This window comes from Variovorax boronicumulans NBRC 103145 (assembly GCF_001591345.1).
In the GTDB taxonomy this organism is placed as follows: domain Bacteria; phylum Pseudomonadota; class Gammaproteobacteria; order Burkholderiales; family Burkholderiaceae_C; genus Variovorax; species Variovorax boronicumulans.
On sequence record NZ_BCUS01000033.1, the window covers coordinates 12,796 to 26,243 of the forward strand.

The 13,448-nt window shown below is 70.6% G+C and carries 13 protein-coding genes; 6 read left to right on the top strand and 7 right to left on the bottom strand.

The window, feature by feature from the left end:
• Positions 1–31 precede the first annotated feature (31 nt).
• Positions 32–574, top strand: coding sequence for a hypothetical protein (locus tag VBO01S_RS12030; protein ID WP_062474302.1), 543 nt, complete (start codon positions 32–34; stop codon positions 572–574).
• A 211-nt stretch (positions 575–785) separates the two neighbouring features.
• Positions 786–2,036: an MFS transporter gene (locus VBO01S_RS12035; protein WP_062474304.1), complete on the top strand. Its 1,251-nt coding sequence runs from the start codon at positions 786–788 to the stop codon at positions 2,034–2,036.
• Between the two features lie 6 nt (positions 2,037–2,042).
• Here the strand turns inward: VBO01S_RS12035 and VBO01S_RS12040 are convergent, their stop codons facing one another.
• Entirely contained in the window at positions 2,043–2,969 is a 927-nt protein-coding gene (locus VBO01S_RS12040) for a LysR family transcriptional regulator (RefSeq protein WP_062474306.1), read from the bottom strand.
• 48 nt (positions 2,970–3,017) lie between these two features.
• On the opposite strand from VBO01S_RS12040, the gene VBO01S_RS12045 reads away from it, so the two are divergent.
• Together VBO01S_RS12045 and VBO01S_RS12050 are read left to right on the top strand one after the other, a co-directional pair.
• Positions 3,018–3,542, top strand: coding sequence for a GNAT family N-acetyltransferase (locus VBO01S_RS12045; RefSeq protein WP_062474308.1), 525 nt, complete (start codon positions 3,018–3,020; stop codon positions 3,540–3,542).
• Positions 3,529–4,848: an MFS transporter gene (locus VBO01S_RS12050; RefSeq protein ID WP_082818109.1), complete on the top strand. Its 1,320-nt coding sequence runs from the start codon at positions 3,529–3,531 to the stop codon at positions 4,846–4,848. The genes VBO01S_RS12045 and VBO01S_RS12050 overlap by 14 nt, the downstream gene beginning before the upstream one ends.
• On the opposite strand, the gene VBO01S_RS12055 is transcribed toward VBO01S_RS12050, so the two are convergent.
• Positions 4,766–5,707, bottom strand: coding sequence for a nitrilase family protein (locus tag VBO01S_RS12055; protein WP_082818111.1), 942 nt, complete (start codon positions 5,705–5,707; stop codon positions 4,766–4,768). The genes VBO01S_RS12050 and VBO01S_RS12055 overlap by 83 nt on opposite strands.
• A 118-nt stretch (positions 5,708–5,825) precedes the next feature.
• Here VBO01S_RS12055 and VBO01S_RS12060 point away from each other — a divergent pair, with 118 nt between their 5' ends.
• On the top strand, positions 5,826–6,284 hold the full coding sequence (locus VBO01S_RS12060; RefSeq protein WP_062474310.1) for a winged helix-turn-helix transcriptional regulator: 459 nt from the start codon (positions 5,826–5,828) through the stop codon (positions 6,282–6,284).
• 13 nt (positions 6,285–6,297) lie between these two features.
• Here VBO01S_RS12060 and VBO01S_RS12065 read toward each other — a convergent pair whose 3' ends face one another.
• From VBO01S_RS12065 to VBO01S_RS12085, 5 genes are all read right to left on the bottom strand, one after another.
• Positions 6,298–7,623: an OprD family outer membrane porin gene (locus VBO01S_RS12065; RefSeq protein WP_082818110.1), complete on the bottom strand. Its 1,326-nt coding sequence runs from the start codon at positions 7,621–7,623 to the stop codon at positions 6,298–6,300.
• A 10-nt stretch (positions 7,624–7,633) separates the two neighbouring features.
• Complete coding sequence (locus tag VBO01S_RS12070) at positions 7,634–8,815, bottom strand: acetyltransferase domain-containing protein (protein WP_062474312.1); 1,182 nt, start codon at positions 8,813–8,815, stop codon at positions 7,634–7,636.
• 76 nt (positions 8,816–8,891) lie between these two features.
• Entirely contained in the window at positions 8,892–10,169 is a 1,278-nt protein-coding gene (locus tag VBO01S_RS12075) for an AI-2E family transporter (RefSeq protein WP_062474318.1), read from the bottom strand.
• Positions 10,166–10,918, bottom strand: coding sequence for a LytR/AlgR family response regulator transcription factor (locus VBO01S_RS12080; protein WP_062474320.1), 753 nt, complete (start codon positions 10,916–10,918; stop codon positions 10,166–10,168). Before VBO01S_RS12080 ends, VBO01S_RS12075 begins: the two co-directional genes overlap by 4 nt.
• A complete protein-coding gene (locus tag VBO01S_RS12085; RefSeq protein WP_062474364.1) occupies positions 10,915–11,988 on the bottom strand; it encodes a sensor histidine kinase in 1,074 nt (357 codons plus the stop codon). The genes VBO01S_RS12080 and VBO01S_RS12085 overlap by 4 nt, the downstream gene beginning before the upstream one ends.
• A gap of 57 nt (positions 11,989–12,045) precedes the next feature.
• On the opposite strand from VBO01S_RS12085, the gene argH reads away from it, so the two are divergent.
• Complete coding sequence (argH, locus tag VBO01S_RS12090; protein ID WP_062474321.1) at positions 12,046–13,443, top strand: argininosuccinate lyase; 1,398 nt, start codon at positions 12,046–12,048, stop codon at positions 13,441–13,443.
• Positions 13,444–13,448 lie beyond the last annotated feature (5 nt).

Genomic DNA, 13,448 nt, shown 5'->3' on the forward strand with positions numbered 1-13,448 from the left:
TGGTCCGGACCCGCTTTCACCCCGCGCATTCATGACCAAAATCCAGTTCCGTCGACGCGTCATCGTCCTGATCCTCCTGTGCGTGGCCGTGGGCGGCGGCGTCGTGCGGCACTACGCGGCGCCCGGCACCACCACGCGCGACATCGCCACGCTGCTGATGGTGCTGTGGGTGCCGATCATCGGCAACGTGATCGGGTGGCTCATCGGCAAGCTGCCGCGCCGCACGCCCAAGCAGGCCCCGCCCGCGGGCTTCGACGCGCTGCCCGAGTTCACGCCGCACCTGGCCGTGGAACTCACCTTCCGCCGTCCCTCGGTGCCGGCGCAGGACGTGCCGCTGGGCCCCGGCGAATACCGCGGCGCGCTGGTGCTCGACACCGAAGGCTTCTCGGCGCGCTGGCGCGTGCCGCAGGGCACGTTGCTCGCGCGCGGCACGCCGGTCGCGCTCGACATCGAGTTTCTCTCGCCGGCCGTCGCGCAGCCGAAGTTCGTGCAGGGCACGGCCTTTCGCGTGCTGGTCGACGAATCGTTCGTGGCCGACGGACAGGCGCTGCAGTTGCGCCCTGCCCACACTTAATCCCGGCAACTCAAAAAGACGGTGATGGCGAAAGACGCCATCGCCGCATCCCCGGATGGCTGCAGTCACCCAAGGGGTCGATTGTTCGCCGCAGGGAAACTGTCTACTGCTCCACCGCCCCTTGGTCGCAAGGCCACCGGCTCGCACACTCCAATGCCCCCTCACCGGCATTGGCGTCTTCATCGCCGATGCGTTCAAGGACTGCATCTCCATGATGAATTCTTCCGGCAGCAACCCCTGCATCGACGACCTGGCGGCGCCCGCGCGCGACGCCGTGGCCGCCCCCACCCGCTCCGCGTGGCTCGCGGTCGGCTCCATCGCCGTCGGCACCTTCGCGATGGTGTCGACCGAGTTCATGCCCATCGGCCTGCTCACCGACATCGCGCGCGGCCTGAACGTGTCGGACGGCACGGCCGGCCTGATGATCACCATGCCCGGTGTGCTCGCCGCTTTCGCCGGGCCGGCGCTGATCGTCGCGTCGGGCCGGCTCGACCGGCGCACGGTGCTGATCGCGCTCACGCTGCTGCTGATCGCCTCGAACCTGCTGGCCGCGTTCGCGCCCAACTTCACGACCATGCTGGTCGCGCGCCTGATGCTCGGCCTGGCCGTGGGCGGCTTCTGGACCTTCGCGCCCGCCGCCGCCACGCAGCTGGTGCCCGACGCCTCGAAGGCGCGCGCCATGTCGCTGGTGCTGGCCGGCGTGTCGGCCGCCACGGTGCTCGGCGTGCCCGCAGGCTCGTGGCTGGGCACGATGTTCGGCTGGCGCGCCTCGTTCGCCGTGACCGGCGCGCTGGCCGCGGCCGTGCTGCTGGTGCAGCTGTGGCTGCTGCCCGCGATTCCGCCGCAACGCGCCATCGGTGCACGCGACCTGCTCACGCCGCTCACGCGCCGCATGGCGCAGGTCGGCCTGCTCGCCGTGCTGTTCTTCATCGCCGGCCACTTCGCGGCCTACACCTACCTGAAGCCGCTGCTGCAGCAGGTGTTCGGCCTGCAGGCCAACGCGGTCTCGACGCTGCTGCTGGTCTACGGCGCGGTGGGCTTCATCGGCACCTTCCTGGGCGGCAGCCTGGTGGCGCGCAGCGTGCGCGGCACCACCTTGCTGGCGGCGCTGATGCTCGCCACGGCGCTGCTGCTGTCGACGCTGATCGGCACCGGCATGGTGGCCGGCGCGGTGGTGGTGGTGATCTGGGGCGTGGCCTTCGGCCTGATCCCGGTGGCGCTCACCGGCTGGATGATGGAAGCCGTGCCCGACGCGCAGGAAGCCGGCCAGGCCCTGCTGGTGACGGGCTTCCAGGTGGCGATCGCCTCCGGCGCGCTGATCGGCGGCCTGATGGTCGACAGCCGCGGCATCTCGCCCACGATGGTGCTCAGCGGCGTGCTGGTGCTGATCGCCGCGCTCATCGTCGGCACGCTGGGCCGCGCACGCGGCGGCGCGGCGCCGCTGGCGGCGATTCCGGAGTAAGTACCTTCAACGGCGGCCGGGCTTCCTGCCGGCCGCCACGATCGCCTCGAGCACCGTGCGCAGCGCCTTGTTGAGCGGCTTGTCGCGACGGATCACCACCGCCAGCGTGCGGTGCATGCGCGGGGCCAGGCGGCTGGCCTTCAGCGCCGGATGGGCACCGCGCCCCGCCATCGACATGCCGGGCACCAGGCCGTAGCCCAGCCCCGCGGCCACCATCTCCTTCATCGCCTCGACGCTGCCCAGCTCCATCACGGGTTGCGGCTGCAGGCCTTCGGCGGCGAACCAGCGATCGACCAGCTTGCGCGTATTGGCCGCGGGCTCGAACAGCACCAGCGGCAGCGTCGCCAGGTCGGCCGGCGTGGCGCGGGCCTTGAGCGGCGCGAGGTCGGCGCGGCCGATGGCGACGAACTCGTCGTCGCACACCGGCATCACGCTCAGCGAACGCCCGGCCGCGGGCAGCGTGACCAGTGCGAGGTCGATGCTGTTGTCTTCCACCTTGCGCACGTGCTCGTCGGTGTTGCCGGTGCTCACCACCACGCTCAGCGCCGGGAACGCCTCGCGCAACTGGCGCAGCACCGCGGGCAGGAAGTACAGGCAGGCCGTGGCGCCCGTGCCCAGCCGCACGCGGCCCGTGACACCGCGCGCGTGGTCGGCCAGCGCGTCGATCGCGTTCTCGACCGCCGCCTCGATCTGCGGCACATGGCGCAGCAATTCCGCACCGGCCGGCGTGGCCCGCGCGCGCTTGCCGACGCGCTCGATGAGCCGCACGGCGAGCCGGCGTTCGAGCTGGCGCACCTGCAGGCTCACGGCCGGCTGCGACAGGCCGAGCCGGTCGGCCGCGGCGGAGAAGCTGCCGGTGTCGATCACCAGGGCGAAGGTGGCGAGCTGGTCGAGGTTGAGGTTCTTTTCCAAAGTATTCCTTATGCGTTGCATAGGTTGACCAAGCTTCACTTATCGATCCTGGCTCGTCAAGATCGAGTCATGTCCTCTCCCACCCTCGCTCTCGCCACGCTCGACATCGCCGATGCCGAGCCCCACCACATGGCCCGCGTGCAGGCCATCTACAGCCACTACGTGCAGCACGACCTGTGCTCGTTCGAAGAAGAAGTGCCCCCCGTCGCGCAGATGCAGGCGCGCCGCATCGACGTGCAGGAACGCGGCCTGCCCTACCTCGTGGCGCTGAAGGATGGCGAGGTGGCCGGCTACGCCTACGCCGGCCCCTACCGCGCGCGCTCGGCCTACCGGCACACGGTGGAAGACTCGATCTACGTCGCGCCCGACATGCACGGCCACGGCATCGGCACGGCGCTGCTGCAGGCGGTGATCCACCGCTGCACCGAGGCCGGCTTCACGCAGATGGTCGCGTGCATCGGCCACAGCGGCAACGCGGGCTCGCAGCGGCTGCATGCGAGCCTGGGCTTCGAGAGCGTCGGCGTGCTGCGCCACGTCGGCTTCAAGTTCGGCCAGTGGGTCGACACCGTGCTGATGCAGCGTGCACTGCGCTGACCCCACCCCGGCGGCGCCGCGGCGCGGATGGCTGGCGCTGCTGTGCGCGAGCCGCCTGCTGCAGGGGATGATCGTCACGGCCTACTCGGGCGTGCTGCCGTTCATGCGGGACGACTGGCAGATGACGGCCGCGCAGGCCGGCTCGATCCAGAGCGCCTGGCATGTGGGCTACATGAGCTCGCTGTTCGCCGTGGGCCTGCTGGCCGACCGCTTCGGCCCGCACCGCATCTTCGCGGTGGGCGGCGCGATCGGCGCGGCCGCCTCGCTGGCCTTCGCCCTCTTCGCGCACGACCACCGCTCAGCCCTGCTGCTGTACGGCCTGGCGGGCCTGTGCGCGGGCGCCTCGTACACGCCGGGGCTGCAGCTGCTGTCGCTCAACGCCGGGCCGGCGGTGCGCGGGCGCGCGATGGGCCTCTTCCTCGGCGCGGCGTCGATGGGCTATGCGTTGTCGCTCGCGGTGGTGGCGGGCTTCAGCGTGGTGGCGCACTGGCGCACCGGGCTGCTGGTGGCGGCGGGCTGCACCGTGATCGGTGTGCTGCTGGCCCAGCTCGCGCTGCGGCGCATGGCACCGCCTGCGCCACGGGTCGCCGATGCGCCGCGCGAAGGCGTGCTGCAGGCGCTGAACGCGACCGTGCGCGACCGGCCCGCGATGGCCGGCAACTGGGCCTACGCCTTCCACTGCTGGGAACTCATGGCGCTGTGGGCCTGGCTGCCCGCCTACCTCATGGCCTCGTCGCGCGGTGGCGCGACCGCGTGGCCGGCCGCGGGGATCGCGCTGGCGGCGTTCGCGCACCTCGTGAGCGTGTTCGGCAGCGTGGTGGGCGGCGCCGCCTCCGACCGGCTGGGCCGCGCGCGCGTGATGATGATCGCCACCCTCGCGAGCCTGAGCCTGTCGTTCAGCTTCGGCTGGATGTGGACCTGGCCGCTGTGGGCGCTGGCCGCGATGGCGGCGCTCTACAACCTGCTCGCCATCGCCGATTCCTCGGTCTACTCGACCGCGCTGGCCGACGTGGTGGCGCCGCACCGGCTCGGCGTGGCGTTCTCGGTGCGCTCGGTGATGGGCTTCGGCGCGGGCGCGCTCAGCCCGTGGGTGTTCGGGCTGGCGCTCGACTGGGGGCAGGCGCGGTTCGGCTTCGGCAGCACCTACGCGTGGGTCGCGGCGTGGAGCTCGGTCGGGCTCGGGGCGCTGCTCGGGCCGTGGATGATCGTGCGCTTCGGGCGCCTCAGCGCGGCAACGGTGCCGCCCCGCGATAGCCCAGCATCGCGTCGTACAGATCGGTTCGCCGGTCGCGGTGCAGGTCGTTGAGCGGCGTCCAGATCGGCGCGGAGCGCGCGGCGCCCAGGTCGACATCGGCATAAAGGATGGTTTCTTCCTCGGGCCCGGCGATGCGCCCCATCGGCCAGCCGTTGGTGCCCGCGATCAGCGAGTTGCCCATGAAGCCCGTGCCGCGCTCCTGGCCCACGCGGTCGGCGGTGGCGATGAAGACGTTGTTGGCGTGCGCGGCCGTCATCGTCAGGTAGGCCGCCATGCACACGCCGCTGGCGTCGTACAGCGGCGGCGGCGTCCAGACCCAGCCCGTGGGCACGCAAATGATGTCGGCGCCCTGCTGCGCCACGATGCGCGGCACCTCGGGAAACCAGATGTCCCAGCACACGAGCAGGCCGATGCGGCCGATCTTCGTCTCGAACACCGGGTAGCCCTCGTTGCCGGGCGTGAACCACAGCTTCTCGTTGTTCCACAGGTGCGTCTTGCGGTAGCGGCCGATGTAGCCCTCGGGGCCGACGAGCACGGCGGTGTCGAACAGCTGCATGCCGTCCTGCTCGGCCAGGCAGCCGACGAGGTACACGCCGTGTTTTGCCGCGAACGTGACCCAGCCCTGCACCGTGGGGCCGTGCGGCACGGGCTCGGCGTGGGCGAAGGCCTCGGCGCGGCCGTTGAAGCAGTAGCCGGTGGTCGCCAGTTCGGGCAACACGATGAGCTGCGCGCCGCCGGCCACCGCCGCTTCGAGTTGTGCGTGCACCGCGGCGGCGTTGCGCGCGAGGTTCTCGACGCCGACCTGCGGGTCGAACTGCACGACGGCCACGCGCACGGGGCTGGCGCGCAGGCCGGGCACGGCGTCGCCGCCGGAAGGGATGTCGTGGGGAGCGGGGGTCGGGAGGGTCATGGCCATTTCAGGTTTCAAATTAAAACTACTTGGATGCTAGTCGCATCGGTTTTAATTTGCAACCAATCCAACGCTACGGTCTAATCCCGCCATCCCAGGGACGCACAGGAAACACACGATGGCCAGGAGAAAAAGTCTGAGGTTCGACGCCTGCCCGATGGCGCGCGCCCTCGAGATCGTCGGCGACCAGTGGTCGCTGCTGATCGTGCGCGACGCCTTCGACGGCATGCGGCGCTTCGGCGAGTTCCAGCAGAGCCTGGGCGTGGCCAAGAACATCCTGGCCGACCGGCTGAAGTGGCTGGTGCAGGAAGGCGTGTTCGACCTCGTGCCGGCCTCGGACGGCTCGCTCTACCAGGAGTACGCGCTGACGGCCAAGGGCCGCGGCCTGTTCCCCGTGGTGGTCGGCCTGCGGCACTGGGGCGAGGCGAACCTGTTCGCGCCCGGCGAGCCGCATTCGGTGCTGCTGGAGCGCGAGAACGGTGAGCCGGTAGCGCCAATCGACCTGCGCACGCGCGACGGCCAACCGCTCGACCCCGCCGTGACCTTCGTGAAGAAGCTGCCCGTCACGGCCCCCTGACAGCGCCGCCCGCTCAGTCGTTGCCGATCGGGTACTCCAGCGCGACGCGAATCTGGCGCGTGTTGAGTTCGGCCTGCGCCTTGTTGTTGCGGTGCTCGCCGTAGCGCAGCAGGAAGGCCAGGCCCTTGGCGCTGCCTTGCTGGACCGTGTAGCGCAGCCAGAGGTCGCGCTCCCAGTGCCGGCCGCCCTGCCCGTAGCCCAGCCATGCGTAGCCTCCGCGCGGCGGCACCCGGCTGCCGTCGATGCCACTGCCGCGGATGTAGGCCGCGCCCAGGCTCAACCCGGGCGCTCCCCAACGCGCGGCATCCACTTCGTAGCGCAGCTGCCACGACCGCTCATGCGGCGCATTGAAGTCGGACAGCTGCGCTGCATTGCCGAGCCAGACGGCGCCGCGCGTCACGTAGTCGAACGGCGTGTCGCCCGCGACCTTCTGCCAGCCCAGGCCCACGCGGTGGGGGCCGTGGGCGTAGCTGGTCATGAGGCTCGCGGTGGTGTTGTCCACCGGGCCGGCCAGCGCACGGCCCGTGTCCTTGCTGCGGTACACGTGCAGGTCGAAGGACAACGCGCGCTTGTCTTCCAGCGGCACCGTGTAGTGGGCGCCCAGGTAGCCCGTGCGCCAGGTGTCCTGCAGGCGTGCGACATAGGCCGTGAGCGACAGCGAAGCGCTGCCCTTCCAGGTGCCGCCGGCAAAGTCGAACACGTCGCCGCGCGGTGACTTCGGGTCGAGGTAATTGACGATCAACGGGTGGTTCGTGCCGCGCGCATGGCGGTCGGTCGACCCGGTGAAGCGGCCGGCCTGCAGCGTGAGCGTGTCGAACTCGCGGCTCGTCAGCAGCCAGCCGCGCATGGTCTCGGGCAGCAGGCGGGAATCGGACGCGCTGAAGACCGGCGTCTTCACGCGTTGCTCGCCCACCGTCAGCACGGTGGCGGAGATGCGCGCCTTCAGCGCCACGCCGCCGCGCGCGATGCCGTGCTGCGCGTAGCCCGCGCCGTCCACCGGCAGCATGCGGATCTTGCCGACGCGCAGATCGTCGCCGTCGAGGCTGCGCGCGAGCGAGGCATGCGCGTCCACGCCGAAGCCGATCCAGCCCGGCGTGAAGCCGGACGCGACGGTGCCCATGACGCCGTAGCCCCACTCCTGCGCGTAGTCGCTGCGCCGCGCCTTCGGCAGCGTGGCGTTGCGCCCGCCGTTGCTGCGGTCGCCGTGCAGGTAGCTCCGGTGCTCGTACACGCTGCGCTGGAGCACGTGCCAGCGCGTGTCCTCGACGAAGCCCCCACCTTCGGCCGCGAGGGTGGACGTGCCCAGCATGGCGAGGGCCGCGCCGCAGACCCGCTTCATCGCCGGCCCTTCACAGGTACTTGAGCCACGCGATGTCGCGGCGCCGCGCCTTCAGGGCGGCGAAGGCGCGCACCGCCGGATACAGCGCAAAGGCCAGCACCCCGGTGACCAGCCACACCATCCAGACGGCGTCGAAGCCGAACAGGCGGCCCTGGTTGGGGCCCCAGACCGCCTCGGCCCCCAGGTAGAGGAACTTGAGCACGTACAGGTGCAGCACGTAGAAGAACATGGGCGCCGCGCCGAACACGGCCAGCGGCGCGAGCCAGGGCGCGCCCTGCCGGCGCTCGAACAGGCGCAGCAGCCACAGCCCCACGCCGAGCGTCAGCGCGATGAACAGCAGCGACGGCGGGTACTTCGTGACGTTGAGGAAGGCCATCACGGTCGTCAGCGCGCTGTCGCCTGCTGCCCAGGGCTTGTCGCCGTAGGCATTGAGTGCGCGCAGCGCCACGAAGCCAACGAGCAGGCCCACGGCCCACGCGAGCAGCCGCCGCTGGCGCTGCGGCGCATCGGCGCCGGGCAGGAACCACGGCCCGGCGACATAGCCCAGCGCGATCACGCCGATCCACGGCAGCAGCGGGTACGACGTGCGCAGCCTCAGGGCCTCGGACACCTCGATCCAGCCCCGGTCGTGCAGCACGGCCCAGGGCACGTGCAGCACATGGCCGACGGGAAAGTGCACGCCGTCGAGCAGGTTGTGCCCCGCCACCAGCACCACGCCCAACACGACCAGCGCCCGGCGCGGCAGCCACACCAGCGCCGACAACGCCAGCATCGACAGCCCGATCACCCAGATCACCTGCAGGAACACGGTGGCCGGCGGGAACTGGAAGGTCCAGGCAAAGTTGACGACCGTGACCTCCAGCAGCACGAGGAACAGGCCCCGCTTCCACAGGAACGAGGACGCCGCCGCGCGGCCGTCCGCCTGCTTCGCGCCGTAGAGAAAGGCCGACAGCCCGGTCAGGAACACGAACACCGGCGCGCACAGGTGCGCCAGCAGGCGGCCGAAGAACAGCGCCGGCGGCGTCTGCGCCACGAGCATGGGGTCGGGCACCTGGTGGTGCAGGTAGAAGGTCTCGCGCACGTGGTCCAGCAGCATGAACAGGATCACGAGGCCGCGCAGCGCGTCGATGGAGAGCAGCCGGGCCGGGGCGCCGGCCCCGGGTGGCAAGGAAGCGGATGAAACGTCGGGCATTTAATTATTGCGAATTGATTTGCAATAATTTACAGCATCGGACGATGCACCCTCCTGAAGAGTCTGAAGGGCCGGTTCATTCGCCGAGCAGTTCGCCGATCGGCTGCAGGTCTTCCACCCGGTCGCAGATCGACTTGATGACCATGGTGATCGGGATGCCCAGCAGCAGCCCCCAGATGCCCCACAGCCAGCCCCAGAAGATCACGCCCACGAACACCGCCACCGGGTTCATGCGGCTGGTGCGGCTGGTGAGCCAGGGCATCAGCAGGTTGCCCACCACCGTGTGGATGGCCAGCGACACACCGCCCACCAGCAGCGCCATCTCGATGCTGCTGAACTGAAGGAAGGCCATGAGCCCCGCCGCCACCAGCACGATCACCGAGCCGATGTACGGAATGAGGTTGGTCACGGCCGCGATGATTCCCCACACGGCCGCGTTCTCCACGCCGAGCAGCCAGAAGGCCAGGCCGGTGGTCAGCCCCACCAGCCCGCTCACCAGGATCTGCACCAGCAGGTAGCGCTCGATGTTGCGCGTGATGTCGTCCAGCACGTGCACCGTGACCTTCTTCTTCTGCAGGCTGGGCCCGGTGATCTTGATGAGCTTGCGCCGGAAGGTGTCGCCCGAACACAGCGCGAAGTAGGTGAGGAAGGCCACCAGCGTGAGCTGCCCCAAGGCGTTGAGCAGGCCGACCGTGCCGCTGAGCAGGTAGTCGCGCACGTTGAAGCCCGGCCGCTCGATCACGACGCGCGCCACGCCCTTGCGCGAAGCGACGCGCGCGGAGTTTTCCTCGGCCGCTTTCTCGAGCTGCGCGGCGGCCTGCTGCACGCTGTCCAGCGGCGTGGCGCTGGCGTTCTTGTCGCGGCGCATGGCCTGGCCGAGCTTCTGCGCGGCGACCGGCAGCGAGTCGAGCAGTTGCGAGGCGCTGCCCGAGAGCGAATAGCCCGTCCACCCGAGCCCGCCGAACAGGCCCAGCAGGATCGCCGCCGCGCCGATCCAGCGCGGCACGTACCAGCGGTGCAGGCGCTCGACCAGCGGCGACAGCGCGTAGTTCAGCAGCAGGCTCAGCATCAGCGGCACGAACACGGCCTGGCCCCAGCGCAACGCGAAGACGCTGGCGAGCACGGCCAGCACCACCAGCGAGGCGCTGCGCACGTCGACCGGCATGTGCAGCACGAAGCGCCTGCGCAGGGCGGAGGTCGCCTCTTCGGCGGTCGCGCTCGGCTCGACCGGCGCTGCGGGCTCGACGGGGTCGACCGGCGGCGCCGGCACCGGTGCGGGTGCAGGCGGCGGCTCATCCGCAGCCACCGGCCGTTCAGGCGCCGGTTTCGGGCCGGCCGGGGTGTCGTCGGTCATCGCGATTCCTTCAGCATCTCGCGCACCGCGGCCAGCTGGCGGCGCGACACCGCCACGGGCTCGGGCACCGAGTCCAGCCGCAGCGCCCAGCCTTCGGCGTCCTCGCCGTCGTCGTAGCGCTCCAGCGCGCGGATCGCCGCGCGCGCCACCAGCGCGTTGCGGTGCACGCGCAAAAAGCGGTGCGGGTAGCGCTCCTCGAAGTCGTTCAGCGAGCCGTCGAGGATGTGGCTGCGCGTGGCGGTGCGCACCGTGAGGTACTTGTATTCGGACTTGAGGTACAGCACTTCGGACAGCGGCACGCGCTCGGCGCGGCCCCGGTCCTGGATCAGCACGCACTCGGGCGTGGCCTCGGGGGCCGGCTGGGCGGCGCGGCGCTCCTTCAGGAAGCGCTCGACTTTCTGCAGCGCCTGCTGCAGCCGCTCGGCGCGCACGGGCTTGGTGAGGTAGTCGACCGCCTCCAGCTCGAAGGCCGTGACCGCGTGGCTGGCGTGCGCCGTCACGAACACCACGGCCGGCGCGTCGGGCCGGCTGCGCAGCGCGCGCGCCACCTCGATGCCGTCGACGCCGGGCATGTGCACGTCGAGCAGCACGAGGTCGAGGTCCATCGCGGCCAGGTGGGCCAGCGCCTCTTCGCCCTGCGCGGCCTCGGCCGTCACCTCGGCGGCGGGCGAGCTGCAGTCGCGCAGCAGCGTGCGCAGGCGCGAGCGGGCCAGGGCTTCGTCGTCAACGATCAGGGTCTTGAGGCTCATGATTCGGCGGGGATGGCAATGCGTACGCGGTAGTTCTTCTGGTCCATGCCGGCGCTGAACTGCATCTGCATGTCGTGCAGCAGCCGCAGCCGCTCGCGCACGTTGTCCAGGGCGATGCCGTGGCCGCGCGGCAGCGGCTCGTCGGCCCAGCGCAGCGGCGGCAGGCTGTTGACCACCTCGATCACGACCATGCCGCCGCGCCGCTCGGTGCGGATGCGCAGCTTGCCGCCCTCGGGGCTGGGCTCCACGCCGTGCTTGATGGCGTTCTCGACCAGCGGCTGCAGCAAGAGCGGCGGCAGCCGCGCGTCGCTGGCGGCGGCATCGAGGTCCCAGCGGATGCGCAGGCGCTCGCCGAAGCGCACCTGCTCGATGGCCAGGTAGCGCTCGGCCAGCGCGATCTCGTCGGCGAGCGTGCCCGATTCGCCCGGCACGGTGAGCGCCTGGCGGAACAGCTCGGCCAGGTCCTCGAGCATGGTCTCGGCCTTGGCCGGCTCCTCGCGCACCAGCGCGATGGCGCTGTTCAGCGTGTTGAACAGGAAATGCGGGCGGATGCGCGACTGCAGCTCCTCGAGCCGGGCCGTGGTCGCGGCCGGCGTCTGGCCGCGCGCGCGCAGCACCATCGCCGCCATCACCAGCCCCGCAAACAGCGCGCCGGCCAGCGCGCTGGCCAGCCAGGGGGCGCTGGCGATCACGCCGGTCAGGCGCAGCAGGCCGCAGCCGTACAGCGAGGCCACCGCCCCCAGTACGGCGCCGGCGGCGTACTGGCCCGGGGGCGGCAGGCGCCGCAATTGCTTCTTGAGCCCGCAGGCCGCCACCAGCCACAGCAGCGTGGCGGGCAGCGCGCCGCCGGTGACCGTGGCCGCCTGCACCAGCCATTCGCCGAAGGAGCCGACCACGAACAGCGTGGCCACCGCCACCACCGCTTCGACGAACACCACGGTGCGCAGCACCACGCCGATCTGGCAGGCGTCGAACAGCGCCGGACCGCCGCGCACGGGCGCGCGGGCGCGTTCCGGCGACGAAGCGGACGTGGAGGGGGAGCTGGCCGATAAAATCGCCGGGTTGCGCATCGCAGACATCAGATCCATCGGGTGACCAACCCATTATTGCCTTCCTGGACGGCTCCCATGACCCAAAACCAACTCGACAAGAAATCCGAAGCCTGGTCGGCCCTGTTCTCCGAACCGATGAGCGACCTGGTGAAGCGCTACACCTCCAGCGTCTTCTTCGACAAGCGCCTGTGGCAGGCCGACATCGAGGGCTCGCTGGCGCACGCCGGCATGCTCGCGGCCCAGGGCATCATCAGCGTGCAGGACCACGCCGCCATCGAGCGCGGCATGGCGCAGATCCGCAGCGAAATCGAGGCCGGCAGCTTCGAATGGAAGCTCGACCTCGAGGACGTGCACCTGAACATCGAGGCCCGCCTGACCCAACTGGTCGGCGACGCCGGCAAGCGCCTGCACACCGGCCGCAGCCGCAACGACCAGGTCGCCACCGACGTGCGCCTGTGGCTGCGCGGCGAGATCGACCTCATCGGCGACCTGCTGGTCGAGCTGCAGAAGGCGCTGGTCGACATCGCCGAGAAGAACGTCGAGGTGATCCTGCCCGGCTTCACCCACCTGCAGGTGGCCCAGCCCGTGAGCTTCGGCCACCACATGCTGGCCTACGTGGAAATGTTCAGCCGCGACGCCGAGCGCATGGGCGAGGTGCGCAAGCGCGTCAACCGCCTGCCGCTGGGCGCCGCCGCCCTGGCCGGCACCAGCTACCCGCTGGACCGCGAGCTCGTGGCGCGCACCCTGAAGATGGACAGCGTCTGCCAGAACAGCCTGGACGCCGTGAGCGACCGCGACTTCGCGATCGAGTTCACCGCCGCCGCCAGCCTGTGCATGGTGCACGTGAGCCGCCTGAGCGAAGAACTCATCATCTGGATGAGCCAGAACTTCGGCTTCATCAACATCGCCGACCGCTTCACCACCGGCTCGTCGATCATGCCGCAGAAGAAGAACCCCGACGTGCCCGAGCTGGCGCGCGGCAAGACCGGCCGCGTGGTCGGCCACCTGATGGCGCTCATCACGCTCATGAAGGGCCAGCCGCTGGCCTACAACAAGGACAACCAGGAAGACAAGGAGCCGCTGTTCGACACCGTCGACACGCTCAAGGACACCCTGCGCATCTTTGCCGAAATGATCGGCGGCATCACCGTGAAGCCGCAGGCCATGGAGGCCGCCGCGCTGCGCGGCTACGCCACCGCCACCGACCTGGCCGACTACCTCGTGAAGAAGGGCCTGCCCTTCCGCGACGCGCACGAAACCGTGGCCCACGCCGTGAAGGCCGCCACCTCGCACCAGGTCGACCTGTCGGAGCTGCCGCTGTCCGTGCTGCAGCAGTTCAACCCGAACATCGAGAAGGACGTGTACGACGTGCTGAGCCTGCGCGGCTCGCTCAACGCCCGCAACGTGCTGGGCGGCACCGCGCCCGTGCAAGTGAAGGCACAGGTCGCCCGCCACCGCGCCCGCCTGGGCTGAAGCTC

Bases quoted from the DNA above. Each gene is read 5' to 3' on its own strand.
- VBO01S_RS12030 (WP_062474302.1), top strand. From the start codon at position 32: ATGACCAAAATCCAGTTCCGTCGACGCGTCATCGTCCTGATCCTCCTG.
- VBO01S_RS12035 (WP_062474304.1), top strand. From the start codon at position 786: ATGATGAATTCTTCCGGCAGCAACCCCTGCATCGACGACCTGGCGGCG.
- VBO01S_RS12040 (WP_062474306.1), bottom strand. From the start codon at position 2,969: ATGCAACGCATAAGGAATACTTTGGAAAAGAACCTCAACCTCGACCAG.
- VBO01S_RS12045 (WP_062474308.1), top strand. From the start codon at position 3,018: ATGTCCTCTCCCACCCTCGCTCTCGCCACGCTCGACATCGCCGATGCC.
- VBO01S_RS12055 (WP_082818111.1), bottom strand. From the start codon at position 5,707: ATGACCCTCCCGACCCCCGCTCCCCACGACATCCCTTCCGGCGGCGAC.
- VBO01S_RS12060 (WP_062474310.1), top strand. From the start codon at position 5,826: ATGGCCAGGAGAAAAAGTCTGAGGTTCGACGCCTGCCCGATGGCGCGC.
- VBO01S_RS12065 (WP_082818110.1), bottom strand. From the start codon at position 7,623: ATGAAGCGGGTCTGCGGCGCGGCCCTCGCCATGCTGGGCACGTCCACC.
- VBO01S_RS12070 (WP_062474312.1), bottom strand. From the start codon at position 8,815: ATGCCCGACGTTTCATCCGCTTCCTTGCCACCCGGGGCCGGCGCCCCG.
- VBO01S_RS12075 (WP_062474318.1), bottom strand. From the start codon at position 10,169: ATGACCGACGACACCCCGGCCGGCCCGAAACCGGCGCCTGAACGGCCG.
- VBO01S_RS12080 (WP_062474320.1), bottom strand. From the start codon at position 10,918: ATGAGCCTCAAGACCCTGATCGTTGACGACGAAGCCCTGGCCCGCTCG.
- VBO01S_RS12085 (WP_062474364.1), bottom strand. From the start codon at position 11,988: ATGCGCAACCCGGCGATTTTATCGGCCAGCTCCCCCTCCACGTCCGCT.
- argH (WP_062474321.1), top strand. From the start codon at position 12,046: ATGACCCAAAACCAACTCGACAAGAAATCCGAAGCCTGGTCGGCCCTG.